The organism is Colwellia sp. Bg11-28, assembly GCF_002836245.1.
GTDB classification, from domain to species: domain Bacteria; phylum Pseudomonadota; class Gammaproteobacteria; order Enterobacterales; family Alteromonadaceae; genus Colwellia; species Colwellia psychrerythraea_A.
The window spans coordinates 251,291-276,695 of sequence record NZ_PJBA01000004.1 but is presented as its reverse complement, the minus strand read 5'-3'; the positions used below and the strand labels follow the sequence as shown (position 1 = coordinate 276,695).

At 38.5% G+C, this 25,405-nt stretch carries 25 protein-coding genes; 4 read left to right on the top strand and 21 right to left on the bottom strand.

What is annotated here, in order from left to right:
* Positions 1–47: 47 nt before the first annotated feature.
* The 19 genes from flhA to CXF79_RS04950 form a co-directional block, all read right to left on the bottom strand.
* Positions 48–2,150, bottom strand: a complete 2,103-nt coding sequence (gene flhA / locus CXF79_RS05040) for a flagellar biosynthesis protein FlhA (RefSeq protein ID WP_101154212.1) — start codon at positions 2,148–2,150, stop codon at positions 48–50.
* Between the two features lie 146 nt (positions 2,151–2,296).
* Positions 2,297–3,427 (bottom strand): flagellar biosynthesis protein FlhB, encoded by a 1,131-nt coding sequence (flhB, locus tag CXF79_RS05035; protein ID WP_101154211.1) that lies wholly within the window; start codon positions 3,425–3,427, stop codon positions 2,297–2,299.
* On the bottom strand, positions 3,428–4,210 hold the full coding sequence (fliR, locus tag CXF79_RS05030; protein ID WP_011042350.1) for a flagellar biosynthetic protein FliR: 783 nt from the start codon (positions 4,208–4,210) through the stop codon (positions 3,428–3,430). It abuts the gene before it with no gap.
* A gap of 37 nt (positions 4,211–4,247) precedes the next feature.
* Positions 4,248–4,517, bottom strand: a complete 270-nt coding sequence (fliQ, locus tag CXF79_RS05025; protein WP_011042349.1) for a flagellar biosynthesis protein FliQ — start codon at positions 4,515–4,517, stop codon at positions 4,248–4,250.
* Between the two features lie 63 nt (positions 4,518–4,580).
* On the bottom strand, positions 4,581–5,339 hold the full coding sequence (fliP, locus tag CXF79_RS05020) for a flagellar type III secretion system pore protein FliP (RefSeq protein ID WP_101154210.1): 759 nt from the start codon (positions 5,337–5,339) through the stop codon (positions 4,581–4,583).
* 91 nt (positions 5,340–5,430) lie between these two features.
* Positions 5,431–6,060: a flagellar biosynthetic protein FliO gene (fliO, locus tag CXF79_RS05015; protein WP_101154209.1), complete on the bottom strand. Its 630-nt coding sequence runs from the start codon at positions 6,058–6,060 to the stop codon at positions 5,431–5,433.
* Between the two features lie 43 nt (positions 6,061–6,103).
* Positions 6,104–6,499, bottom strand: coding sequence for a flagellar motor switch protein FliN (gene fliN / locus CXF79_RS05010; protein WP_011042346.1), 396 nt, complete (start codon positions 6,497–6,499; stop codon positions 6,104–6,106).
* A 41-nt stretch (positions 6,500–6,540) separates the two neighbouring features.
* Positions 6,541–7,605, bottom strand: coding sequence for a flagellar motor switch protein FliM (fliM, locus tag CXF79_RS05005; RefSeq protein ID WP_101154208.1), 1,065 nt, complete (start codon positions 7,603–7,605; stop codon positions 6,541–6,543).
* 73 nt (positions 7,606–7,678) lie between these two features.
* Entirely contained in the window at positions 7,679–8,233 is a 555-nt protein-coding gene (fliL, locus tag CXF79_RS05000) for a flagellar basal body-associated protein FliL (RefSeq protein WP_101154207.1), read from the bottom strand.
* Positions 8,234–8,373: 140 nt separating this feature from the next.
* Positions 8,374–10,341, bottom strand: coding sequence for a flagellar hook-length control protein FliK (locus CXF79_RS04995; RefSeq protein WP_101154206.1), 1,968 nt, complete (start codon positions 10,339–10,341; stop codon positions 8,374–8,376).
* Between the two features lie 176 nt (positions 10,342–10,517).
* Positions 10,518–10,961 carry a flagellar export protein FliJ gene (gene fliJ / locus CXF79_RS04990; protein ID WP_101154205.1) on the bottom strand — a complete coding sequence of 148 codons (444 nt, stop codon included), beginning with the start codon at positions 10,959–10,961 and terminating at the stop codon, positions 10,518–10,520.
* An 88-nt stretch (positions 10,962–11,049) separates the two neighbouring features.
* Positions 11,050–12,399 carry a flagellar protein export ATPase FliI gene (gene fliI / locus CXF79_RS04985; RefSeq protein WP_101154204.1) on the bottom strand — a complete coding sequence of 450 codons (1,350 nt, stop codon included), beginning with the start codon at positions 12,397–12,399 and terminating at the stop codon, positions 11,050–11,052.
* A gap of 95 nt (positions 12,400–12,494) precedes the next feature.
* Positions 12,495–13,283, bottom strand: coding sequence for a flagellar assembly protein FliH (gene fliH / locus CXF79_RS04980; protein ID WP_101154203.1), 789 nt, complete (start codon positions 13,281–13,283; stop codon positions 12,495–12,497).
* Positions 13,284–13,318: 35 nt separating this feature from the next.
* Positions 13,319–14,374, bottom strand: a complete 1,056-nt coding sequence (fliG, locus tag CXF79_RS04975; RefSeq protein ID WP_011042339.1) for a flagellar motor switch protein FliG — start codon at positions 14,372–14,374, stop codon at positions 13,319–13,321.
* On the bottom strand, positions 14,367–16,058 hold the full coding sequence (gene fliF / locus CXF79_RS04970; protein ID WP_101154263.1) for a flagellar basal-body MS-ring/collar protein FliF: 1,692 nt from the start codon (positions 16,056–16,058) through the stop codon (positions 14,367–14,369). The genes fliG and fliF overlap by 8 nt, the downstream gene beginning before the upstream one ends.
* A gap of 236 nt (positions 16,059–16,294) precedes the next feature.
* Positions 16,295–16,657, bottom strand: a complete 363-nt coding sequence (gene fliE, locus CXF79_RS04965; RefSeq protein ID WP_011042337.1) for a flagellar hook-basal body complex protein FliE — start codon at positions 16,655–16,657, stop codon at positions 16,295–16,297.
* Between the two features lie 210 nt (positions 16,658–16,867).
* Positions 16,868–18,208, bottom strand: a complete 1,341-nt coding sequence (locus tag CXF79_RS04960) for a sigma-54-dependent transcriptional regulator (RefSeq protein ID WP_101154202.1) — start codon at positions 18,206–18,208, stop codon at positions 16,868–16,870.
* On the bottom strand, positions 18,201–19,484 hold the full coding sequence (locus tag CXF79_RS04955; RefSeq protein WP_232769078.1) for a sensor histidine kinase: 1,284 nt from the start codon (positions 19,482–19,484) through the stop codon (positions 18,201–18,203). The genes CXF79_RS04960 and CXF79_RS04955 overlap by 8 nt, the downstream gene beginning before the upstream one ends.
* A 177-nt stretch (positions 19,485–19,661) precedes the next feature.
* A complete protein-coding gene (locus CXF79_RS04950) occupies positions 19,662–21,191 on the bottom strand; it encodes a sigma-54 dependent transcriptional regulator (protein ID WP_101154200.1) in 1,530 nt (509 codons plus the stop codon).
* Positions 21,192–21,622: 431 nt separating this feature from the next.
* Between CXF79_RS04950 and CXF79_RS04945 the strand changes: the two genes are divergently transcribed.
* From CXF79_RS04945 to CXF79_RS04930, 4 genes are all read left to right on the top strand, one after another.
* Positions 21,623–21,907, top strand: a complete 285-nt coding sequence (locus CXF79_RS04945; protein ID WP_101154199.1) for a hypothetical protein — start codon at positions 21,623–21,625, stop codon at positions 21,905–21,907.
* Positions 21,908–22,004: 97 nt separating this feature from the next.
* Entirely contained in the window at positions 22,005–22,403 is a 399-nt protein-coding gene (fliS, locus tag CXF79_RS04940; RefSeq protein WP_101154198.1) for a flagellar export chaperone FliS, read from the top strand.
* Positions 22,403–22,780 (top strand): hypothetical protein, encoded by a 378-nt coding sequence (locus tag CXF79_RS04935; RefSeq protein ID WP_101154197.1) that lies wholly within the window; start codon positions 22,403–22,405, stop codon positions 22,778–22,780. The genes fliS and CXF79_RS04935 overlap by 1 nt, the downstream gene beginning before the upstream one ends.
* A 160-nt stretch (positions 22,781–22,940) precedes the next feature.
* A complete protein-coding gene (locus tag CXF79_RS04930) occupies positions 22,941–23,174 on the top strand; it encodes a hypothetical protein (RefSeq protein WP_157825846.1) in 234 nt (77 codons plus the stop codon).
* 211 nt (positions 23,175–23,385) lie between these two features.
* Here CXF79_RS04930 and fliD read toward each other — a convergent pair whose 3' ends face one another.
* The gene (fliD, locus tag CXF79_RS04925) at positions 23,386–24,813 is read right to left on the bottom strand and encodes a flagellar filament capping protein FliD (RefSeq protein ID WP_101154195.1); all 1,428 of its coding nucleotides are present in this window, start codon (positions 24,811–24,813) and stop codon (positions 23,386–23,388) included.
* A gap of 60 nt (positions 24,814–24,873) precedes the next feature.
* The gene (locus CXF79_RS04920; protein ID WP_232769077.1) at positions 24,874–25,290 is read right to left on the bottom strand and encodes a flagellar protein FlaG; all 417 of its coding nucleotides are present in this window, start codon (positions 25,288–25,290) and stop codon (positions 24,874–24,876) included.
* Positions 25,291–25,405: the final 115 nt, after the last annotated feature.

Below are 25,405 nucleotides of genomic sequence, written 5' to 3'. Positions count from 1 at the left end.
ATTTAGCTCTACGTTATAACGATGCCCTGCATACGTTTAACTGATTGTTACTGCCCAATAGCACTAACTATTTTAATTTGTTTGTCATCAGGTATCTCCTGATATGAAATTACACGTAGGCTTGGAATAGTATATTTAACAAACTTAGCCAAAACATGTCGTAGAATTCCTGACGTTAATAATATTGGTGTATCACCAGCCATCTCTTGCTGGTTTGACCCTTCAGTTAATGATTGTTGTAAGCGTTCCGCTAACCCTGGTTCAATACCAGCACCATCATCTCCTGCCATTTGCATTGATTGATGCAACATCTGTTCCAATTCAGGAGCCAAAGTTATGACGGGTACTTCTTGTGCTCCACCAACGAGGTCTTGTACGATAAATTTTCTTAAGCTAATTCTCACAGCAGCGGTTAAGACTTCCGCATCTTGACTTTTTGGTCCATATTCAACCAAGGTTTGAACTATAGAGCGCATATCTCGTACAGCAACACCTTCATTCATTAAGCTTTGTAATACTTTAACAACCGTACCTAAACTTAAGGTATCAGGCACAAAGCCTTCAACTAACTTAGGATAGTTTTTAGCCAGTAAGTCCAATAGGTTTTGCACTTCTTCATGGCCTAATAACTGGGCGGCATTATTTGTTAATATTTGACTTAAATGCGTAGCTAACACCGTTGCAGAATCGACCACAGTATAACCCAATGTTTGCGCTTGTTCACGTTGGTTTTGGTTAATCCACGTTGCATCAAGACCAAAAGCAGGATCTTTCGTTGCTACGCCATCTAATTGACCAAATACTTGTCCCGGATTGATGGCAAGCTCTTGGTCATGTCTAATTTGTGCCGTACCGACAACAACGCCCATTAAAGATATTTGGTAACTATTAGGATCTAAGTCTAAATTATCGCGAATATGCACTGCGGGTACTAAAAAGCCAAATTCTTGTGATAGTTTTTTACGCACACCTTTAATTCGACTTAGTAGCTCGCCACCTTGGGCTTTATCTACCAAAGGAATTAAACGATAGCCAATTTCTAAACCAATAACATCAACATGATTAACATCATCCCAATCGAGTTCTTTTACTTCATCTTCTTTTTGTTGGTGTTGAACTATCTCATCTTGTGCTTGTTTTTCCAGTTCAACTTTCAGATTTACTTTATTCCTAGCGCCAAAAAATGCAGCTGCTGCAATGATCGCAGCAAATAGCAAAAAGACAAAATGAGGCATACCTGGAATGACGCCCATCACAAACATCACTCCAGCCGCTACGTAAAGAGACTTTTCTTGACCCAGCTGACTACTTACTTGCTCACCCATGTCTTGCGACGTATTTTGACGAGTGACCACAATTGCAGTACCAATTGATAACAACAAGCCAGGTATTTGAGCGACTAGACCATCACCAATAGTAAGTAAAGTATATATCTCAACAGCACGACTAAAAGATAAATCATGCTGCACCATACCAATAATCAAGCCACCAACGATATTAATGAATAAGATTAAAATACCGGCAATTGCGTCACCTTTTACAAACTTACTGGCACCATCCATAGAACCATAAAAATCAGCTTCACTTGTTACTTCAGTTCTTCGTTCTTTCGCTTGTTCTTGCGTTATAAAGCCAGCATTTAAATCAGCATCAATTGCCATTTGTTTACCTGGCATTGCATCTAAGGTAAAACGTGCAGTTACTTCAGCGATACGCCCTGCACCTTTAGTCACAACCACGAAGTTAATGATGATCAAGATAAGGAAAACCACTAAACCAACAGCATAATTCCCTCCAATAACAACCGAGCCAAATGCTTCAATAACTTTACCCGCAGCTTCAGGTCCTTCATGACCTTCTAATAAAACTACTCGGGTACTCGCGACATTCAGCGCTAACCTTAAGATGGTCGCGACCAGTAAAACGGCAGGGAAAGAGCCAAAATCAAGAGGCTTTAAGGTATATACGGTAATAAGTAATACAACGAGAGAGAGCGCGATGTTAAAAGAAAATAAAATATCTAATAACCAAGCAGGCATAGGTAAGATAATCATACCTAGTGCGGCCATTACTAATAATGGTGTGCCTAAGCCAGTTAAATGGCGTAATTGGCTTTTATCAAACTGATTAAAATAAGCGGCTAATTGCATTACTACTTCATGATGTTTTTTTGACAGTAACCATGAATTAGCAATTCTTATACCAAAAACTAGCGTGCATTGAATTTATTAAAGAAGAGCAAACATTATTGGCGTTTAAGTAACCAGATATCTCGATAGTAAATTGAAGGGAATGTCTAATATCTAAAATCATCAGGGATAGGTAACTCTTTAGCAACGGGTGTTGGCTTTTTAGCTTTACCTTTTTTATGTTCGTTGAGTTGGAAAATAAAGGCTAATACTTGAGCAACTGCAGCAAACAATTCTTCGGGAATATCATCGCCAACTTCGGCAGTATAATAGAGTGAACGAGCTAAAGCCGGTGATTGAATTATTTCTATTTGATGCTCTTTAGCAATAGTGCGAATATGCAAAGCCATCTCATCAACGCCCTTTGCAGACAATACTGGAGCACCACCAGCAGCCGCATCATATTTAAGCGCAATAGAAAAGTGAGTGGGGTTGGTAATAACTACATCAGACTCAGGTACGTCTTGCATCATGCGACGTTGCGACATTTCATATTGGGTTCGGCGAATACGCCCCTTAATTTCAGGACTACCCTCTGTGCCCTTATGCTCATCTTTAATTTCTTGTTTGGTCATTTTTAACTGGCGATTGTGATTCCACACTTGGTATGGCGCATCAATAACAACAATGATCCCTATTGAAAGAGCAAGCACTAAGAACATCCACTGCAACATAGTAACGGCATGTTCAAAATTTGCAGGAATGGTTTCTCGACTTAAGCCAAGAATCTCCTCAAACAAACCACTTAACAGTAAAAAAGCAACAATAAAAACAACAAAGAACTTTAAAACTGATTTAATAAGTTCAACAGCGGCTTGCACGCCAAACATACGTTTAAAGCCCGCCATCGGAGATAACTTGCTTGCCTTTGGCATCATGGCATCCCCTGAAAAACTCATGCCACCAAGTAGTGTATTACCAATAAATGCAGCTAACATTACAATAAAGAAAATCCAAAGCAATGGGGGAATAATTTGATAAACACCATCATTTATTACTTTAAAAAGCGCATTTACATCCATGGCCTCTTCACGACTTAGGCTAAACATATGACTCATCATATTAGCCATTGAATTAGCTAAAGCCTTTCCCATTAATAGCATGGCACAAGCACTACCGACCAAAACAAAAAATGTACCTAAATCTTTAGATCGAGCAATTTGACCTTTTTTACGGGCGTCAGTAAGTTTTTTTGCTGTGGGTTCTTCAGTTTTTTCACCGCTATCAGAATCAGCCATTTACGTCGCCTTACAATCAATAAGATAACAGCTAAAATCCAGTGCGCGTTGCCACTGTAATTCAAAATGAGTAAAGAAATTACCAAAGGTGAGCCACATAATAAGTAAACCGGCCATCATAGTGATAGGGAAACCGATGGCAAAAATATTAAGTTGAGGAGCAGCCCTTGTCATAATACCGAAAGAAAAATTGATTAATAACATCGCTGTTATTGGTGCTAAAGCAAGTGATAAAGCAGTAGCAAACATCCATCCGCCCCATTCGACAACTTCGCGATATTTGATGCTAGACAAATGTTCTGTGGGGATAGGCAAGGTATCGAAACTAGCGACAATAAATTGTAAATAGGCAAGGTGACCATCCATCACCCAAAATAACAACGAGGATAAAATAAGAAAAAATTGTCCAATGGCAGGTACATTCATTCCACTAGCAGGATCAACTAAAGAAGCGAAACCAAGACCCGATTGCATCGCAATGATTTGACCCGCGAGAGTAAAAGTATTAACCACCATGATAGTAACAAAACCAAGCATAACGCCGATAATCATCTGCTGCCCCAATAAAATTGCGGTATTGAGTGACATTAAATTAGTTACACTAGCGGGAGGGATTGCTGGCATCACAGCAATGGTAATACTGATACATAAAAACACTTTGACTCGGCCAGGAATGGTCTTTGAACTAAAGCCTATCATTGTCATAATCAAAGCCGAAATACGACTAAAAGGCAAAACAAAATCTGCCATATATTGATTAATAATAGTCTCTGTAAATTCCATTAAACTGCTCTAGTAATTAGAATGCCTAAGCACATAACTAAACAATCACGCTGGGAATACTAGCAATCAGCCGGATAGTATAATCCATCACTTTTTGCACTAACCAATGCCCACCAATGATTAACGCAAGCAAGGTGACAATCAATCTTGGTAAAAAACTTAAGGTTTGTTCGTTAATGGATGTAGCGGCTTGAAAAACCGCAACCATTAGGCCTACCGCTAAACTCGGCAGGATAATAGCGCAAACTAAAATGATCACAAGTAATAATGCATCACCTAGCATATCTACATAGATTTCTGGTCCCATAACTTACTCTCTTTTACTTAACTAGTTTTGTACTTCATCAAATAAATATAGCTTACCATTTTACTAACTACCCATTCCGTAACTGGTTGCTATGGTACCAATAACCAAGTTCCAACCATCAACCAAAACAAATAACATTAGCTTAAAAGGTAAAGATACGATCATTGGTGAAAGCATCATCATGCCCATCGCCATTAAAATACTGGCAACAACCAAATCAATAATCAAAAAGGGGATAAAAAGGATAAAACCAATCTGAAAAGCAGTTTTTAATTCACTAATAATAAAAGCGGGAATAATTACCGTCATAGGTAAGTCAGTTGGCTCATCAACTGCATCAATGCCCGCCATTGCCGCTAAAGTATCAAGGTCTTTAACGCGTGTCTGCTCTAACATAAAGGCACGTAATGGAATCTTACCCAAGTTAATTGCTTCAGTAGAGGTTAAATTCTCTGATAAATAAGGTTGAATGGCAGTTCTATCTATTTGATTATAAACGGGTGTCATAATAAAGAGCGTCATAAAGAGGGTTAACCCGATAATCACTTGATTAGACGGTGTTTGCTGAAGACCAAAAGCTTGTCGTAAAATAGCCATCACCACGACAATACGGGTAAATGACGTCATCATAATAACCGCAGCTGGTATAAAACTCAGTGCCGTCATAAAAATCAAAATTTGTAAGTTTACTGAATACTCTTGTGAGCCATCAGGGTTGGTTGTCAATGTTAATGCTGAGAGAGACAAATCTTCGGCAAATACACCGAAACTCATGCTGAGCAAGCACAGTGTTATGATGGTGAATAACGAAATTCTTTTCATGGTTCGTTGGTAATCCCTAAAAAACAACCCGATTTAAAATAGTTGTGCTGACATTTATGAGTAAAGGTAAAAATGCTAAATCCATTCGATACTACGACTTTTTAGCTAATAGAAAAGACATCAAATTTTTTGGCAACTCAGTTGCTTTCATTGTTTGAGTTGCTAACGGCTCTTCTAAGCGTTCAATTAAAGTCACTTGTTGAGCGGTAACCCCTAAAAGTAACTGTTGTTCTCCTGCCTGAATCACAACCACACGCTCTTTAGCTCCTAACGATAAACTCGTCACCACTTTCAGTTGGCTAACGCCTTGTTGGGTAAGATTAAAACGTTTAAGCACAAAGGCACAAATAATGATTAACGCTAATACCATCAACAACGACAGTATCATACTGCCAGCATCCATATTTGCCATAACATGGCTACCAACTTTTGGTTTATCGTTATTGAGTATTTGAGAGGCCGAAGCTTGTTCGGTTAATCCTTGTTGTGCAGAAATTTTCTCCTGACTACCTTGCTCAATTGCGCTTTTAACCGTTGTGCTTTGCTGAGTAATATTTTGTAGACTCGCACCTTGCTGAGATACTGCGTCATCATTAACAACTTTTTCAGTAGTAATATTGTTAACTAATTCATTTTCAAAAGTATTTTCTTGCGCCACAACAATTAGAGACAGTAAAGAACAACTAAAAGCCAGTAATATGCGTAGTGTTTTTAATATCATGTTGATTTTATATCTCTATTCACTTCATGTTCAATAAATTACTTTATTTTAATTTTTTAATACGTTCAACTTGGCTAACTACATCCGTCAAACGAATACCAAACTTATCGTTAACAACAACCACTTCACCATGGGCAATTAAGGTACCATTAACTAACACATCAAGTGACTCACCAGCAACTCGGTCTAATTCAACTACCGAACCTTGGTTTAATTGTAATAAATTTCTAATACTGATATTACTTCGACCTACTTCCATCGAAATAGTAACCGGAATATCTAAAATAGCATCAAGCTTACGCTTCTCATCACCGGTAATAGGTGCATCATCTGGCGTTAACTCTTCCAGTTCAACCGTTTCAGCACCTGCTTTTGCTTCAGCTTGCTCATCTAGCGCCTCATCCCACATACTTAGGTCTTCATCTTTTTCGTTACTCATACCACTGGCCTCAATTTATAATTTTGTTCAAATAGATCAACTTACAAGTCATCTTCTAGTAGATGAAGTTCTGCATCACTATCAAGGCGTTTACCACCTTTAGTTAAGATAGTTAGTTCAGATTTAGCTGACTCTGGTCGTCTAATTTTCGATTCAATTTTCAACGCTATATTATCTCTACTACGACCTAATTTAGCTCTAAAGGTTGGTAAGTCTTCAATTAGCACCGTAATATTATCAGGCATTTCAATCGGTATAATATCCCCTGCCTGTAACTCCATCACTTGACTTAATGAGATATCAACCTCAATAAACTTAGTGTTAATGGTAACAGGGACATCCATAATTTCATCACGTAGCGCTTTAGACCAGCGCATATCAGTATCTTCTTTATCACTTTGCACACCGGCATCAAGCAATTCACGGATCGGTTCGAGCATAGAATAAGGTAATGCGATATGGAAATCGCCACCGCCGCCGTCTAATTCAATATGAAAAGAACTGATAACCACCACTTCAGTTGGGCTAACAATATTTGCCATTGATGGGTTAACTTCTGAATCTAAATATTCAAAAGAGACATCCATCACTGGTGACCAAGCTTCCTTATAATCTTCAAAAACAAGCTTTAATAGCATTTGAATAATACGACGCTCTGTCGGCGTGAATTCACGGCCTTCTATTTTAGCGTGGTAACGTCCATCACCACCAAAGAAATTATCTACCAAAATAAAAACTAAACGCGCTTCCATGGTGATTAATGCAGTTCCCTTTAAAGGACGAAATCGCACCATATTTAAGCTGGTCGGTACAAACAGAGTATGTATGTACTCACCAAACTTTATCATTTGGATGCCATTGATTGAAACTTCAGCAGTCCGACGCATCATATTAAATAAGCTAATGCGCATATGACGAGCAAAACGTTCATTAACCATTTCCAACGTAGGCATACGACCACGCACAATACGATCTTGTGAAGAGAAATCATAATCAGAGGTGCCATCTCGCGATTGCACGACATCCTCAACTACGTCTTCTTCTTCAACATCATCAACACCATGTAATAGGGCGTCAATTTCGTCTTGGGATAATAAATCACTCACTCGATAGTCTCTTCTTATTTACTTTGTTTGATGTTATTAAAACAATGGGCACTTTGGCCGGTAATTCATCTATTTATTGCATGACAAAACCGGTGAAAAGTACTTTTTCAACCGTTTTATCACCTTCAACATCTGTCATCACTTTTTGTACCGCTGCTAATGATTGCTGCTTTAATGAAACTTTCCCTGCACTTGTTGACAAATCATCGGCATTGGCTTGTGAGAAAATACCTAGTAAAGTACTTTCTATCAGTGGAATATGCATTTTAGCATTTTCTTCGTTATCACCACCGCGAACGAGTAACTGCACACGGATCTCAACAAAACGATCTCGGGCCGCACCAGGAACATTAAAACGAAATGGTCTTGGCATTGGTACATACAAAGCCGAGCCTAATTGTGCACCTGACTCTACTTTCGCTACTGCACCTGAATCACTTTCTAAGGTGGTATCAAGTGCTGCTTGATTTGCACTATTATCATCACTACCCATGAAGAAAAAATAAGCACCAGCTCCACCAGCGAGTAAAACAACAACAGCAATAATGATAATTATCATTTTTTTCTTTTTACCTGACTTATCCAGCTCTAAATCGCCTTCTTTGCCATTATCTTTTTCGTCTGCCATGAGAACCCTTTAAATTATACAGCCACCAATAGTGATAATAATAAGTGACTAATTAATGACATAGTATTTATGAATAGACTATATCCTTGAATAGTCCTTGAGCCAATGTGTTTTCATCAACTTAACTTCATTTTAAGCAATTAAGCGTAGTAATCCACACCAGTTGCAGAAGAATCGAACAATTGCGTCGATAAAATATGTTCTACATTATTCTCATCTTTTTGAGCACCGTTTGTTAAAACAGAGCCACTATCATTATTGTGTCCTAAGCTTTGCTCATTTTGGTTTTGTTGCTGGTCTTGCTGTTCAACATTAGCGCCCCCCACATCAACACCTTGCTCTGACAACATTTCTTTTAATTTGTGTATATTCTGTTCTAGTGCTTCTTTTGCTTGCTGATTTTGCACAACAAAATTAACGGAGGCTTGCTCACCTTGTAAGTTAACCCGCACTTGCATATTACCAAACTCTGGTGGGTCTAAGGTTATATCAAATTGTTGCAGCTTCTGGTTAATGGTAATCAATACTTTATCTTTCACTGCATCAGCAAAGTCTTTTCTAAAAATGGAAATGGTTTCTTGTTGAAGCTGAACATTATTTTTTTGTATTTGTACCGAATCGCTAGCAACATTATGATTGAGTACTTCAGATACTTGATGCTCAAAATAAGCATCATTACTTTGTTTAGTTTGCGTTGCTTGCACCGTTTGAGCTTGTAGCTCAGATATTGTGCGCATAGCAATATTGTCTATCACTTTAGCCGTTGTTTTTACGCCCGGCTCTTTTGGCTTTTCTTCTGACAAAAGTATTGAGTCAATATATTCTTCACTGACATCGTCAATAGCTTGTTGCTCACTACTCACTGATTGTGTTTTTTGTTGCGCCTGAATTTGCTGTAATGCCTGTAATTGAGCACTTGTCATTGCGGGGTGTTTTTCTTGAGCCGTTACAATCTGCTCTTTGGGGATATTTTCAACGGATGCAGCTTGTGAAGTGCGCTCTGCTACCATTTTATCAAGGTCAACTTTGCTTAACGGCGATGTTGCAGTATCGCGATTACTCAGATTAACTTTTAAAGCTTCCGACGAACTATTAACTGTTTTTGTTGAAGCTATATCACTGTCTTTACTTACTTTAACAGCCAATTCAGTCTCAATTTCACCTTGATTTACTTCACCTTTAACAGAATGTGACATATCACCTGCGGTTATATTTCCCTTGCCAATGGGCTCAACAGGTAATTGATATAAACCATTATCCACTTTTTCTGTTAGTTGGCTTTTGTTCGATTGCGTAACGCCAGCAGCCAAGTCGGAAATGTTGTTATTTAGTTGAGCACTAGCTAGTTGCGTATTCATTAATTGTTCGCTAGTTATGCTTTGGTTGTTGATTGCTTTTTGCTGTGATTGCAATGACAACTGGTAATCTTTTAAGACTTGATCACTTGATTTTGCTGTTACAGCATTATTGTTTTTTAGCTGTGCCCGAGCGAGTAACTCATCTTTTGAAAATGCATTTAACTTATGTCCACTTTCTAGGTCTTCACCCTCGCGTTCATCATTTTGAACTGTGTCTGTTTGGGCTTTTACATTATTATTAACAATATTAGTGCTATTCGTTGCCTTTTCACTTTGGTCAAAAATAACAGTAGATTTGTCCTTACTAGGCTCAGTTGTCTCACCCGTCTTAGTTAAGGTTTGATCGCTATTATAAAGTAATGAAATGAATTCCTCAGACTCAGCTAAAGAACTATTCTTTGTTGAGCCGTTTTTATTTACCTCACTTACCTTGTTCTGTTTTTCATCTACTGAGACTTCTTTACTGACATCAAGTGACTCATTCGAGTCAGTTTCTTGGCGACTATTACTATCAACCCCGTCACTTTTGTCATTGGCGGCAATATTTTTACTCTTAGTTGCCGTGGTTTCATGCTCTGTTATTGGCGATTTGTTTCCACTAATCGTTGTACTTTCTTCAGGAAGGTGCTGCTCAATCAAGCTTGAAAAGTCAGTTTCTTTATTACTATCCGCAAAAGTACTAGATGAATCTTTAGTCTTTAAATCAGTATCTTGTGATACAAAGGAAGGTAAAGTATTCACTTGTTGCATAATAATCCCAATAACTTAAATCAATTAAAATAGTATTAACCAGAACAATAACAACGCATATCATTAGCGCAGCGTGTATTACAGTTCTCAGATGTTTTTTTATATATACAGAAAGTACTGCAAAAATCGCTCCACTTCATCAAGATGTCCAAGTGGATGCTCACTTTCATCGAAGGTTAACGCAGAGGGCGGCGAATATATTGTTGTGTCGCAATTTCATCAAACATTTTTTGCTCAGCTCTGTCAGCTGCTACCGCTACTTTTTTCAAACGCTTATCACGCAATAGCTCAACCGCTTTTACTTTTTGTCTTTGCTTCAACCAGAGACTCTTGCTTTGCTCTGCCAGTGCTTTTGCTTGTCGCGTTGCTATCTCAACTTGTTTAGAAGCGGTATCAAGCTTAGCAATAAAAGCATGGTAATGACTGTATGTGGCGCTATCTAGCCCATTAGTTGCCCTTTCACTTAAACGTTTCATGTACTCTAAACGATAGTCCGCAACACCTTGTAAACGACTAAGGTTTTGTTGATATTCATTCTCCGCAATCTTTAACTGATCGGCGCAACGCTGCTCGTTGTCCTGTTCATACTTTAAAATGGTATCAAGTTGCTTCATTGCCATGTGAGTACTCTTTATATCACTCGTCTAAATTCAATGCTTTTATCAAAAGTTTTAGCGTTATGCTTAATTATGAATTATTCATTATCGATTATTGATTATTATGGGCATGTGCTGCAGCAATAATCTCTTTCAGCTGCGCAATACTTTGATCATAAGGAATAACTTCATCAATTTTTTGTTGCAAGAAAAAATTAATGACCGGTAGCACGTTTATGGCTTGATCAATCCGAGGATCATTACCTTTGGTATAAGCCCCAATGGCAATAAGATCTTTATTTTGCTGATAAAGGGCATACATTTGTTTTAATTGTTTTGCTAATTCTTGATGATCAGGACTAGTCACCATTGGCATTACCCGGGAAATAGAACCTTCAATGTTTACAGCAGGATAATGCCCTGCATCTGCTAACTCACGAGATAAAACAACATGGCCATCTAAAATAGCACGAGCAGCATCAGCTACAGGATCTTGTAAATCATCACCTTCTGTTAATACCGTATAAAAAGCAGTGATTGAGCCTTGTCCTTCACCACCATTACCTGCACGCTCGACAAGTTGAGGTAGCTTTGAGAATACTGAAGGTGGATAACCTTTAGTCGCTGGTGGCTCACCAACGGCCAAAGCAATTTCACGTTGTGCTTGTGCATAGCGAGTTAATGAATCCAGTAATAACAAAACATTTAAGCCTTGGTCGCGAAAATACTCACTAATTTGTACCGCGGTTTCACAACCTTTAAGACGCATTAACGGTGAGTTATCGGCTGGTGCTGCCACAACAACGGCGCGTTTTAGCCCTTCTTCACCTAGAATTTCTTCGATAAATTCTTTTACTTCTCGACCACGTTCCCCCACTAATCCAACAACAACCACATCAGCTGTTGTTCCGCGAGTCATCATGCCCATTAGCACACTTTTACCAACACCTGAGCCAGCAAAAAGTCCCATACGCTGACCTTTACCCACACTAATGAAACTATTAATAGAACGAACACCAACATCTAGTACTTCAGTGATGGCTCGTCGTGACAATGGATTAATGGGCTTACTATCATGGTGGTAATCATTGTCAGCTTTGATAGGTCCTTTACTGTCAAGTGGTTTACCTACGCCATTAATAACACGACCTAATAAGCCCATTGATAAAGGTACTTTAGCCTTACTAGAAATAGGTAATACTCGTGCGCCAGGCATTACACCGCGTAGACTTTCTTCTGGCATTAAATAGGTAATATCTTGAGCGAAGCCAACAACTTCTGCCAGTAAATCGCCATGCGCTGTTTCGACTAAACACTGGCTACCGACATGTGCTTTAACGCCAACGGCTTCAAGTGTTAAGCCAACAACTCGCACTAACCTACCAGCGACAGGCGCTTTGAAATCATGAATGAATTGTTGATTTTTTTTTAAACGCTCGGTTAAACGTGAACTATCAACCATAGTGTTTATTTACCTTAAAATAAAAAGTGCGATGCTAAAGAGTATAAAGCGCTAAGTTGGTCAATAAATTAATCCGTGTGCTATTAGACAATAAATCAATCTGTTTGGTGTAAGGCGTCTTGCAAGAAAGGTTCTAACACTTGCTTTAACCTAGCTTTCATCTGTAAATCAATATTTGAAGTGCTGTTTTCTATTTGGCAACTCCCTTGCGGAAACTGTGGGGCGGGTAGTAAACGCCATCCCTGCTGCTGAATATGCGCAGCGCCAAACTGAGCTTCTACCAATTTAATATCACTTGGGTTTAAACATATTTGTGTTTGCGCGTCACTGCTAGGTAAACTTTTAATACCCGTGGCAATCGCCGTCATTAAAATGTCAGGGTTAGTTTTTGCTTCGTGTAAAACCACTGCCTCGGTCAATTGCAAAACTAAATTAAGCAATTGCTCTTCGACATTCTTTTCCACACTAGCAAGCGGTTGATGCAATTGTTCAATTAAGCTTTGCCAATTAGCGCTTTGTTGATCAATCTGCTCTTTACCTTGGGCTAAACCTTGTTCAGTACCTTCATCAATCCCTTGTACTTTACCTTCTTCTAACCCTTTAACTTTACCTTCTTCATAACCTTTAGCAAAACCTTCCTCTTTACCCTGACTAAAACCTTCTTCACTTGCCGCTTGACGAATTTCTTCAATATCCTGCGCTGTTAAGGGTTGAGGTTCTGCTTCTTCAGGCTCTGGAGGCTCATATACCCAGTTAGATCTTTTACCTAAGGCATTTGTTTTTTCTTTCTCTTGGGCGCTAGGTTCATTTTGCACATCGGGCAAAGACCAAACATCTGTCGCTTCGTCAGATGCTTTTATAATACGAATTGGTGGTTTTGACATTGTTGTATCCTTAACTAATCTAAGCGGGTTTGCTGTTATAAGAACTCATCACCGCCACCACCGCCACCAAGCATAATTTCACCTGCGTCAGAGAGTCGTCGGGCAACTGATAAAATTTCTTTTTGCGCCGCTTCAACTTCACTAATACGCACTGGGCCCATCGCTTCTAAGTCATCAGCCATCATTTCTGCAGCTCGTTTAGACATGTTGCTCATTATTTTGTCTTTTAATGCTTCATCGGTACCTTTAATTGCTTTCATCAAGGCTTCTTGCTGAACTTCTCGTAAGATAGCCTGCATACCTCGATCATCAACATCGGCTAGGTTTTCAAAGACAAACATTAAGTCTTGAATTTGTTGGCTCATCTCTTCGTCATTTTCGCGAATTGAGTCCATCAACATGCCTTCAACATTAGTATCTAAATAGTTCATGATATCTGCAGCCGCTTTTAAGCCGCCCATTTTCGCAGCTTGCGCGCCAGCTTGACCAGCAAACTGTTTCTCCATTATCTCATTTAATTCTTGTAAGGCTGCTGGTTGTACTTCTTCTAAATTGGCAATACGCATCATTAAGTCTAAGCGCACTTTATCGGTAAACTGCCCCATGATTTCTGCAGATTGCTCTGGTTCAAGATACGAAAGCACAATAGTTTGAATTTGAGGATGCTCATTACGAATAATGTTTGCTACTTGTTTAGAGTCCATCCATTTCAATGAATCTAAGCCTTTAGCGCCGCCGCCCATAACAATTTGGTCGATTAAGTTACCGGCTTTATCTTCACCCAACGCCGCGGTTAGTGCTCGACGAACAAACTCTTCGCTTTGGAAGCCAATGGTTGAGAAGTTTTGTATTTCGTGGATAAACAACTTATGAACAGCAGTGATTTTTTCTTGAGTAAAATCCTCCATCGCCGCCATAACGGTGCCCACTTGCTGCACTTGCTTTGGTTCAAGGTGCTTTAAAATTTGCGCTGCATCTTCTTCAGATAAACTAAGTAGTAATATTGCTGCTTTTTCAGCACCTTCTAGTTTATCTACATCAAAGCCTGCAGGCGCTGCGGCTAATGCGCCGACTTCTGTTTCATCACTCATCTTCGTTCAACCAACTTTTAACTACTTGCGATGATAATTCTGGCTCATTGGCGACTAACGCTCGAACCGCTTTTAATACATCTTCATCTCGATGAAGATCAGGTAATTGTAAACTGCCATCTGCTGCAAAACCGACTGCGCCAGCATCAAAATCAGACGTCAACATATCCATGGTTTCATCACCTAAATCAATATGACCATCAAGTGATTTATCACCATAATCATCTGGTGTTTGCTCTGGGTAGATTAAACGTTTCAGCATTGGGCGAACAACGGCTAGAATTAGCACGATAATAACTAAAGCGCCCAAGACTAATTTGAGTACTTTAATAAACCAAGGTTGCTGCCAAATAGGTATCTCAGCTACTACGCCGTAATCTGGACGATTAAAGGGAATGGTTACTACTTCTAAAACATCACCACGCTGCAAATCAAAACCAATACTACCTTGTAATAGACGACGAATACTGGCTGTTTCTCCTGCAGAGCGTGGTGCAAAAGTTGCTGCGGGAGTATTTGCTCCCCCTTCAACGGGAGTTGTTGCAACGCCTGCGACATAATCGAGGGCTACCGATACACTAACACGTCTTACAACGCCAGCTTGCTGCTTAGTATGGCTGATTGCTTCATCAAGTTCGTAGTTTTTAGTCGACTCAGAATGCTTTCGGCTTGGCATGCTTCTCTTTTGTCCACCCGTTGCATCTTCAGGAATAGCAGAGGCAATCGGTGGCTGATTTGTTAAGGCGCCTGGAATTCCGCCTAATGCACCACCAATATTAGTGCTTTCAACGCTCATTTCACTACGTAGCGCTGGTAAATCTGAATTGTAACGACGCTGTGTTTCTTCAACATTGGTAAAGTCCATGGTGATATCAACTTGCGCAGTATAGTTGCCTAAACCAACAACAGGAATAAGAATACTGTCAATTTTCTCCATGTATTCTTGTTCACGTTTCTGTTCAATCTCAAACTCTTTTCTTGAGCGAGATGAAATAGAGTCTTGTGAGCCGGAATTAAGCAAACGTCCATTTTGATCAGTCACAGTGACACGATTAGGCGTTAAACCTTGTACCGCTGAGGCAACAATATCAACAACAGCATCAACTTCTTCTTCCGAAAGAATTTTACCACGTTGCATGGTAAGCACTACCGTCGCGGATGGATTTTTTTCTCGACGGGCAAATATATTTTCACGGGGAATGGCTAGTAGTACTTTAGCTCGGCTTATGCTTTTTAACTGTTCTATTGTTTTGGCAATTTGCTGCTCTCTGCCAAATTTTAATCTTTCACGCTCTAGTCGTTGACTAACACCAAAGCCCATATCTTTCATTAAAATATCTTCACCTTGTGAAGGCTCGTCTGTTAAACCCTCTCGAGCTAATAGTAATTTTATATGTTGATATTCATCAGTAGGTACCGATATAGTATTGTTTTCTTGATGATACTCCACTTGATTAGCATCAAGAAAGTCCATAGTAGTAATTAACTGCTTTGTAGGTAATTTTGAAAGAACGCGATATTCAGGTTCATTAGCCAGCATAATAACAAATACCGCAATAGCTAAACAAATAGCCAATGCAACCACTATGGTGATCTGTCGTAAAATATCAACACTACCTAATGAGGCAGCGAATCCTGATTTTTGCTCACCTATCCCCGCACCTTCAGCTTCACTGGCGATCATATCGCCACTACTATCGGCTGCAACCATTGCGTTTGTATCAGACACTTTACTTCTCCGTTGTACTGTTTTTTAGGATAAAGTTTACAAAATAATCGAGGAAAGCCATTTTTACATACTCAGGTTTAACTGTGAATAAATCGTTGCTTACAAGACGTTTGATTGATTAATCGCTAACCTATTCTGCTATTTACTTCTGAATCAAAGCAATATCGCCAAAATTAGCTCAATCCATTAAATTAAACTGGCATGCTCATTATTTCTTTGTATGCTTCAACAAATTTGTTTCGTATTTGCACGGTTGCATCCAAAGCGATACCTGATTTAGAAGAAGCAATCATTACTTCAGCAAGCGTAACGTTACTATCGCCCATTTCAAATGCCCTCTTCTTTTCGCCAGACTCTGTTTGTAAATCATTGACGCTCTTGAGTGCATCGGTAAGCATATCGCCAAAATTACTGGTAGATTCATTGATTTTGCCAACGCTATTACTGGCAGTACCGTTTATAACATCAACATCAATTGCAGGTGGCTTGTTGCCCATGGCCTGTAGCGACATGTTTTGCATTTGGCTGTATAGAGAGTTACTTTTGATATCCATAGGGCGCTCACTTTTGTCAATTATTTAACTTTAAACAAGATATAACAGTGAGGTTGCAAGCATAGTGCCAAAAGAAAACATTTAAGCTTTGAAGTGATATTCAGAAGGTTATGGGAAGGCTTATAAACGTCCTAGTTACCGTGAATGATAACCAGGAGTAGTCGTAATAGAGTTAATTTAGAAGAATGATAAATATGATTTAGCCGTTAATTAGGCTGGTATTTCAATACCTGAATCACGCATTTTCGCAATTTTATAACGTAGCGTACGTGGACTTATTCCTAAGCGCTCTGCTACGTCTTTTCGACTGCCATGGCAAGCTTGTAAGGTATCTAGAATAATCTGATGCTCTTGCAATTTTAGCTCACTGCCGAGTTTATCATCACTATTAGTTACCTGTTCAGGCTCTACAACCAATGCTGTATCAAAGTTTTCAATCAGTAAGTCTCCTGCATCAATAATCTGCTCGGTATGCAAAATAAGCGCTCTTTGAATAACATTGTCTAATTCACGAACATTACCAGGCCAATGATATGCATTAAGTTTACTGCGCGCAGCACCTGAAAATTCAGGGATGCTATCGCCATTTTTTTGACAATGTAGAGAAACTAAATGTTGTGCTAAAACAAAGATATCATCAACTCGCTGAGCTAACGGTAACCAAGAAAGTGGAAAGACATTAAGGCGATAATAAAGATCTTCACGAAAGACTCCATCATTTACCGCAGCTTTTAAGTCTCGATTACTGGTAGCAATAACGCGGACATCAAGGCTTATCGTTTTTCGTCCGCCTAAACGCTCTACTTCACGTTCTTGTAATACTCGTAATATTTTAGCTTGTAAGCCTAAATCCATTTCGGTAATTTCATCAAGTAAAATGGTACCACCTTGCGCTTGTTCAAACTTTCCTGGACAGGCTTGAATTGCGCCCGTAAAAGCGCCTTTTTCATAACCAAACAACGTGGCTTCAAGCATATTTTCAGGAATGGCTGCACAATTAATAGCAATAAAAGCTTGTGTGCTTCGTTTCGAGTGATTATGAACGTACTGCGCTAACACTTCTTTACCTGAGCCACTTGGACCGAGGATCATCACAGACGCATCTGTGCTAGCGACTTTTTTCGCCAAGGTAAGTAGTTCTAATGAACGTTTATCTGCAACAATGGGATCATTTTTATTAACAATTTTTGGTGGAATATATTGGCTGACCATATTAAGCAGCACCTGTGGAGCGAAAGGCTTAGCAATATAGTTACAAGCACCATCTTTCATCGCTTGCACAGCATCATCTATGGTGCCAAAGGCAGTCATCAATAATACCGGTAGATTAGCATGCTGACTTTTTATACTTTTTAATAAAGATAAACCAGACATTCCGCCCATTTGTACATCACTGATAACAATATCCACTTGTTGGCTTTTTAACGCCAATAAAGCAGCTTCGCCAGAATCAGCTTCAACGCAGTGGTAGTCGGCTAATGAAAGCGTATCGACCAAGGCTTCTCGCAGACCCGCATCATCTTCAACAACAAGGATTTTATGTTCAGTCATTTGCACTCTCCGATGGACTATTTTTCATCACGTTACCTTGCTCTAGCAAAGGTAACTTAATAACAAAATGTGCGCCTGAATTAGCTTCGTTTAGTAGACTCACTTCACCTTGATGCGCATTTACTACCGATTTAACAACCGCTAAACCAAGGCCTGTTCCTTTACTACTTGAGGTATAAAAAGGCTGAAATACTTTATCGATGACGTCAGCGTCAATACCTGGACCATTGTCTTTAAAACTTAAATATAAATGGTTGGCTTGACTATAAACTTGAATATTGATCAGCGGTTCGCTGATCTTATTACTACTTATCGCTTGTAGGGAGTTATGTAATAAATTTTGAATTGCCCCTGTTAAGGCATTTTTATTGCCGAGCATATGAAGCTTATTATTAGGCAGTTGTACTTTTACTTTTGTATTAGCTTTATCTAGCAGTGCATCCATTGAGCTAACTGCATCATTAATGAGCTCTGCTACGTCTACAGAAGCAACTACTTGTTCTTTGCCACTTTTAGAAAATAACAACATATCGTTCACTTGCTGCTCTAAATCATGTAAACGCGCATTGAGTTTTCCTTGAAACTTTATCCGAGAATTTTCGGCTAATTTATTATTGGATAAATTTTCGCTATATAAAATGGCGGCAGATAAAGGTGTACGTATTTGATGAGCGAGTGTTGATACCATTTTACCTAACGAAGAGAGGCGTTGCATTTGCGATAGTTTATCTTGCAGTAAACGGGTTTCGGTTAGGTCAGTTATCATGATCAATTGACCTGGCTGTGAGCCTAAGCTAGTAATTTCTAATTTTACTCGACGACCATCTTTAAGTGATATTTCATGCCAATCATCTTCGCGCGGATCGAATGAACGGGCAATAACATTAAACCATGGTTGGCCAAGAATTGGTTCATCAAGTAAGTTTCTAGCAACTTGGTTTATCTTCACCACAATACCATTACCATCGAGCATAACTAAGCCTGTTGGCATCACTTCGATTAGCTGATCTGCTAATAAATTATTACTAAGTGACTGTTTTTCTGACGTTGAGCTATGAAGGTATTTCGTATTGGCGATTGAGCGTGGAGAAAAGTTATGTTTTGTACTTTGAGATGCTTGTGCTCTCAATGCCGCTAATTCACCAGGAAACGCTTCATGCGCTAGCAAAGAAGGTTTATTAGCTCCAACAATATTAACTGAATGAAACGCAGCATTAGCGCTCGATTCTCTAATACTAGCATTAGTAGGAACTACTGTAGGGTTTGCTTGTGACATAACTTGTGCCATACATAGGTACTCAAAAAAACTATCTAGTACCTACAAAGCATTTACTATGCCACTATTTTTATCTTTAAATTCAACACATTAAAAACAAAACAGTAAATGTCTATTACTATTTTCTGTCAATCTATTGACCTTAACAATCAATCTTAACTATTAACCTTAGTCATATTACTCACTTGGTTTATGTAAATCATATTTACGCATTTTTTCAACTAGCGTAGTTCTACGCATGCCAAGTGTTTCTGCAGCCCTAGCAACTACATAATCATGCTTACTTAACGATTGATTAATTAAAGACACTTCAAGTTCTGCTAAATGTTCTTTTAAGTTTAAACCGTCACTAGGTAATAAGGTCGCATCTGCAGAGCTTTGCGCGCTACTAACTTCACTTCCAACCGTTAACTCACCTTGATCATTATCATCGTCGCTGTCGTCGTCATCATAATCAAAGCCACCGAAAAGTTCGTTGATAACATCGTGTTCTTGTAACTCTTCAGGGTATTCAGGATTATAAGCTTGTACATCTACATGCTGATATTTATACGGCAGTTCGGTAACATCAACAATTTGATCACCGTACATAATTAACATACGTTCAATTAAGTTTGATAGTTCTCGAACATTACCCGGCCAAGGGTGTTCCATCAACGACTCTATCGCTTTTTCAGTAAAGCGTACCGTTTTATTTTGTTCATGTTCAAAGCGAGTAAGCAGTTCTTTTAATAACAGTGGAATATCTTCTTTTCGCTCACGTAATGACGGCGTATCTATTGGGAATACATTCAAGCGATAGAATAAATCTTCCCTAAAACTACCCTCTTTGATCATTTCTTCCAAGTCTTGATGGGTAGCAGCAACAATACGAACGTTAGCTTTAATACTTTTACTGCCACCAACGCGTTCAAAAGTACGCTCTTGTAAAACACGTAGTAATTTTACTTGCATAGGTTGCGGCATATCACCTATTTCATCTAAAAATAGTGTACCGCCCTCAGCTAATTCAAAACGACCTTTACGGGTAGAAATAGCACCCGTGAAAGCTCCTTTTTCATGGCCAAATAATTCACTTTCAAGAAGTTCAGCTGGAATAGCACCACAGTTAACGGGTACAAAAGCTTCTTTTGCTCGGTCAGATAAGTTATGAATATTTCGTGCAATAACCTCTTTACCTGTCCCTGACTCCCCAAGTACTAAAACACTGGCAGGTGTTTTCGCTACTTGCTCAATCAAAAATCGCACTTGCGCCATTGGCTCGCTGCTACCAACCAATGAACGAAATAAAGCACTAGAACCAAGCTTGGTTCCTCTACGCGGTAATTTATTGTGATATTGATGACAATGGTGAATTTGCTCGGTAAGTTGAGCATAATTAAGTGGCGCAGCTAGGGTACCAATGACATTAACGTTAACGGCTAACTCATTGGCATCGAGTACATCATGAAGAATAAACGGAACGCTAGGGTTAACTTTGATTAAAGCAGTGCAATCATGACTAACATTACCCGTTAATATTACCGTGAGAATATGGCTACAATCAGCTAGTTTTGTGACTGCTTGCTCTTGCGAGCAATGGATAAAGTGCTCGCCAACAAAAGCAAGTACCGTACTTAGTTGCTGGCTTCTACCTGCGTCGTTATCAACGACTAATATTTGTTTATGACCTGTTACTACTGAGGTAACTACTGGATTATCAATCATATTTAACTCTTCACGGTTAATGCTAACGTGCTATTTTTAGTCTTGTTTATAGCGTTTTAGGCAATTTTAGCCATTAATTTATTTTAAGCAACAAAAACTTGACGCACACTAGTCATTTTATTGTCATATATCAAAATTTAACAGTGGATGAGGTTATTTATTAATAAACTAACTTTATCCATAATGAGTAATAAAAGATAAACTGAAAATACGTTACAAATTAATCAGTCTTGCTTGTAATAATACTGTCAAAAAATTGATATTTAGTACTGACATCTATCTGGATTACTTATCACTCAGTTTATAGCCGTATAAAAACATTAATAATCAAAGTATTAAATTCAAAAAACAATCATGTAAAAACTGGCATAGAAAAAGCATAGATGATTAATGAATGTTAACAACCATATTTTATAAAATAGGAAAGTCAGATGTTGATCATAAACGGTACTGCTGAATTAATGCATGATAATGAAGAATTCACTAAAGGAACCCGTCATGAGTTTAATATGTTCTCAAGGGAGATGCCTTTTGAACAGCAACTTAGCCAAATTGAAGGATATTTAGTCGCTCGTGGTTGGGATAATATTGAAGTATTGGGTAACGGCGTTATTAATAATGAAGAAGATATAACCCATAACGTATTACAACAAGCCTATACAAAAGCAAAAGATGAAGGTCTTGCGGTTACCGTAAATAACCAACCTTTAATCTAGTTTAACTTAACTTATTATAGCTGAGTTAAGCCCTAAAACTATTGTTTCAATTCAACAAGTTTTCTATACTAATGATATAGTAAACTAGGAGGTGTCTATGACACACGCATCACTTAAAAAGTATCATCAAACCAATAAAAGCACTGCACAGCAAGCTTCACCTTATCAGTTAGTGGCTATGCTATTTCAAAAATTATTAGGGAATATTGCTACCGCTAAAGGTGCTATTTCGCAAAATAATTTTGATAAAAAAGGCACTGAACTATCTAATGCCATTGCTATTATTGGTGTTTTAGAAGGCTCGTTAGACTTTAAGCAAGGCGGTGAGATCTCAGAAAACTTAGCTTCACTTTATAAGTTTTGTTCAGAACAGCTATTAGTTGCCAGTACTAACAATGATTCCGATAAGCTAGAGGAAGTGATTCAAATTTTATTACCAATAAAAGCTGGCTGGGACTCTATCCCACTAGAGAATCAAACTCAGGTTAGCTTTTAGTGGGTCACAACACAAAGAAGTCTATTCAGCAAATAAACGATGTGTCGCGACAAGTATTGTCGCGCATACTTGTTATGCAAACCGACTCACAAGTGTTTCCTCAAGAGCATGGGTTGAAAAATACAAAAATTCAGTCTATTGATGACGAAAATAAAGAGTTAACTGAATTAACAGAAAAACGACAAATATTGATAACTAATTTATTTGAGCAAAATACAGCGGACAACATCAGCTCAGAATTAGCGCTTTTGCAGGAGATGATTACTCTTGATTCAGAATTAACCACTAACGCTAAATTATCTAAACAAGCAATAACAGAAAAAATGATTAAAATAAAAAAGAGTAAAAAAGTTACTAAATCCTACCAAAAGTATTAGCACTCATACTATTTTCCCAAACACTGTTTACCTATTTTAACAAATCAATCAGTTGAAAACCTATTGCCAAAACGCAACATTAATATCCGTTACCACTCAAATAAACATCACAGCACTGGCAAATTCCTTATCGATTACCCTGCTATTAATGACTTCGCTATTGAACGCCCCCTACTTTGTACCGTTTAACAAACAAAAAACAACAACATCTATGCTTAGCTTTGTACCGATTTTTTTAGTCATTAATTACTTAGCTAAATCGCTCGATAATGTTATGTTGATTGCCAACCTACTTAGCGCAAGTAGTGATATACCGCGTAGTGGTGGTTCAAGAATTGAAGCTATTGGTAAGGAAAGAACTTTAAAACCAGATTTAGGGGGGATTTTCAACTGACGTTGTTGAAATTTCAACGTTGGGTATTGAGAAGCAACAAAAAGAAATACAAGTTAAAGCATTAAGAGAAATTGAAAGCATTGCCCTTGAAGTGATAAGAATCATCTCAACCATCGGTAGAGCACATTCTGTTGGTAACATAACAAATAGCCAAGCAACTCACCTTTATAACGAAATAGTGACTTTGTAATAAATTATTTTTATTTCTAGCTTAGTTATCTTTTCTAACAACACCTGGCATATTATCAAGCTGCGTCTGTACATAAGAACTGGTCGAATTTAACTGGGCAACAAGTAAATCCATTGCGTTGTACTGCGCAAACAAGCGTGTCTCTAATGCTTCCATCCTCCGACTAAAAGCTATTTTATCATCATCTAATCTATCTAGTTGATTAGTTCGGCTGTCAATTCTATTTTGAATAATACCGTCTGCATCGGTATAAAAGCTTGTCAATTCTTTAAGTGAAGCGGCAAAGCCAACTGTCGAATCTGTGCCAACAAAAAACTGTTCTATACCATCTACATCATCACTTATAAACTCATTCAAATTGTCTGTATCTAAGCTTAAAACGCCATACCTATCACTTGTTACACCTAGCTCAGATAAAGATAAAGTATTGCCATTACCGGTATCAAATCCTTTACTTAACTCCTGACGCAATTTCCCCATCACGCCACGCAGTAAAGAATCACCGGCTAGTGGCCCAGTACCACCGTCTCCTGCTGAGCCTAATTGTTTGCTAAGTTTTTGCAATTCATTATAACTTTTAACGAACCCCTCTAATCCCGATTGAATATTACCGTTATTGGCAGTAAAACTAATTTTACTAATATCATCTTCAACGTCATGTGATTTTTTGGCCGTAATATCAACACCATCAATCACATCTTTGAATTCATTTGTACTATTGGTTACCACTAGGGTACCATCAATAGTAATCTTGGCATCAAGTGCTTCAGTAATCTCAGATAAATTTGTAATGTGCAAAAGAGGATCGGGGTCTGAAACATCATAGGCAAGACGTGACAAACCTAAGTTGTCAATATTGTCACCATCACTAACATCCGTTACCGTGGTGGTAATTTTGTTCGCAACGCCGGTTTCTTTACTCGTCATAATAAGATGTTGACCAGCATCATCGGTCACTATTGTGGCAATAACAGAGTCATTATCAACACTATCATTAATTGCATTGCGAATATCGCTTAAGGTATCTGTGGCTGACACAGCAATATCAAAACTACCTGCCCCTACCGCAATATTCAATGTCCCCTCACCGACCACTTCAGTTGCACCAATAGCATCCGACATCAATTTATGGGCTTGTGCTAACGCATCAACTTTTACTGAGTAATTACCTATTTGTGCATTTTTATTAGCGTTTAGATTAACAAAGTCATCAGCGCCATTAGCTCTTCGTTGTTGATAATTATCTATATCGGATAAACTTTCTATAGAAGTTGTAAGACTTTCTAAAGCGGACTTTAGTGCGCCTACAGCAGAAATATCAGTAGTGAACTCTGCCTGTTGTTTATTTGTTCTAGAAACAAAAGGAGCGGTTTCAGCACCTACAATAGCATTCACTATTTCGCTAACTTGTAACCCTGAGCCTATCCCAGTAAACGTTAAATCAGGCATAAGTCCCCCTTTGATTTATTAAAACAACAATTATTCTATATTTATCGCTTAAAGCGCTAACTACACTTTAGCATCAACAAAACCGCCAACCATATCAGACAACTTAGCGACTAAGGTTAATACTTCTTCTGATGGGTACTGCTTAACAAGATCACCACTGGTTTTATCGATAACCTTAATCACATCGCGACCTGAGTCTTTATCAACAGAAAACTCTAAGCCTCGATTCATCTCTCCAACAAAATCTTGCAGTTGTTGTGCCACTTTTTCAAGTTGCTCTGGCGTTAAAGGTTGTTTAGCATCTGCTTTATCAACGGTTTTACCGACAGCACCTTTCAGAGGAACATTTTCACCTTGCTTTATGTTGTTACCAGTATTTTCTGCTAATGAAACATTACTTTCTGAATTTTGTGATTTTGCATACTCAGAAGTTAAGTTAGTAGAGCTAAGGTCAATTCCACTTTGTATTACACTCATTATAGACTCCTTATCTTATTACTACACTTGTTAGAGCTAAATATTAAACATAAGCTTGGCGCTTAAACGCAAAAAGGAAGGAGTATTTAGGCCCCTTCCTTCGTCAATGTTCTAG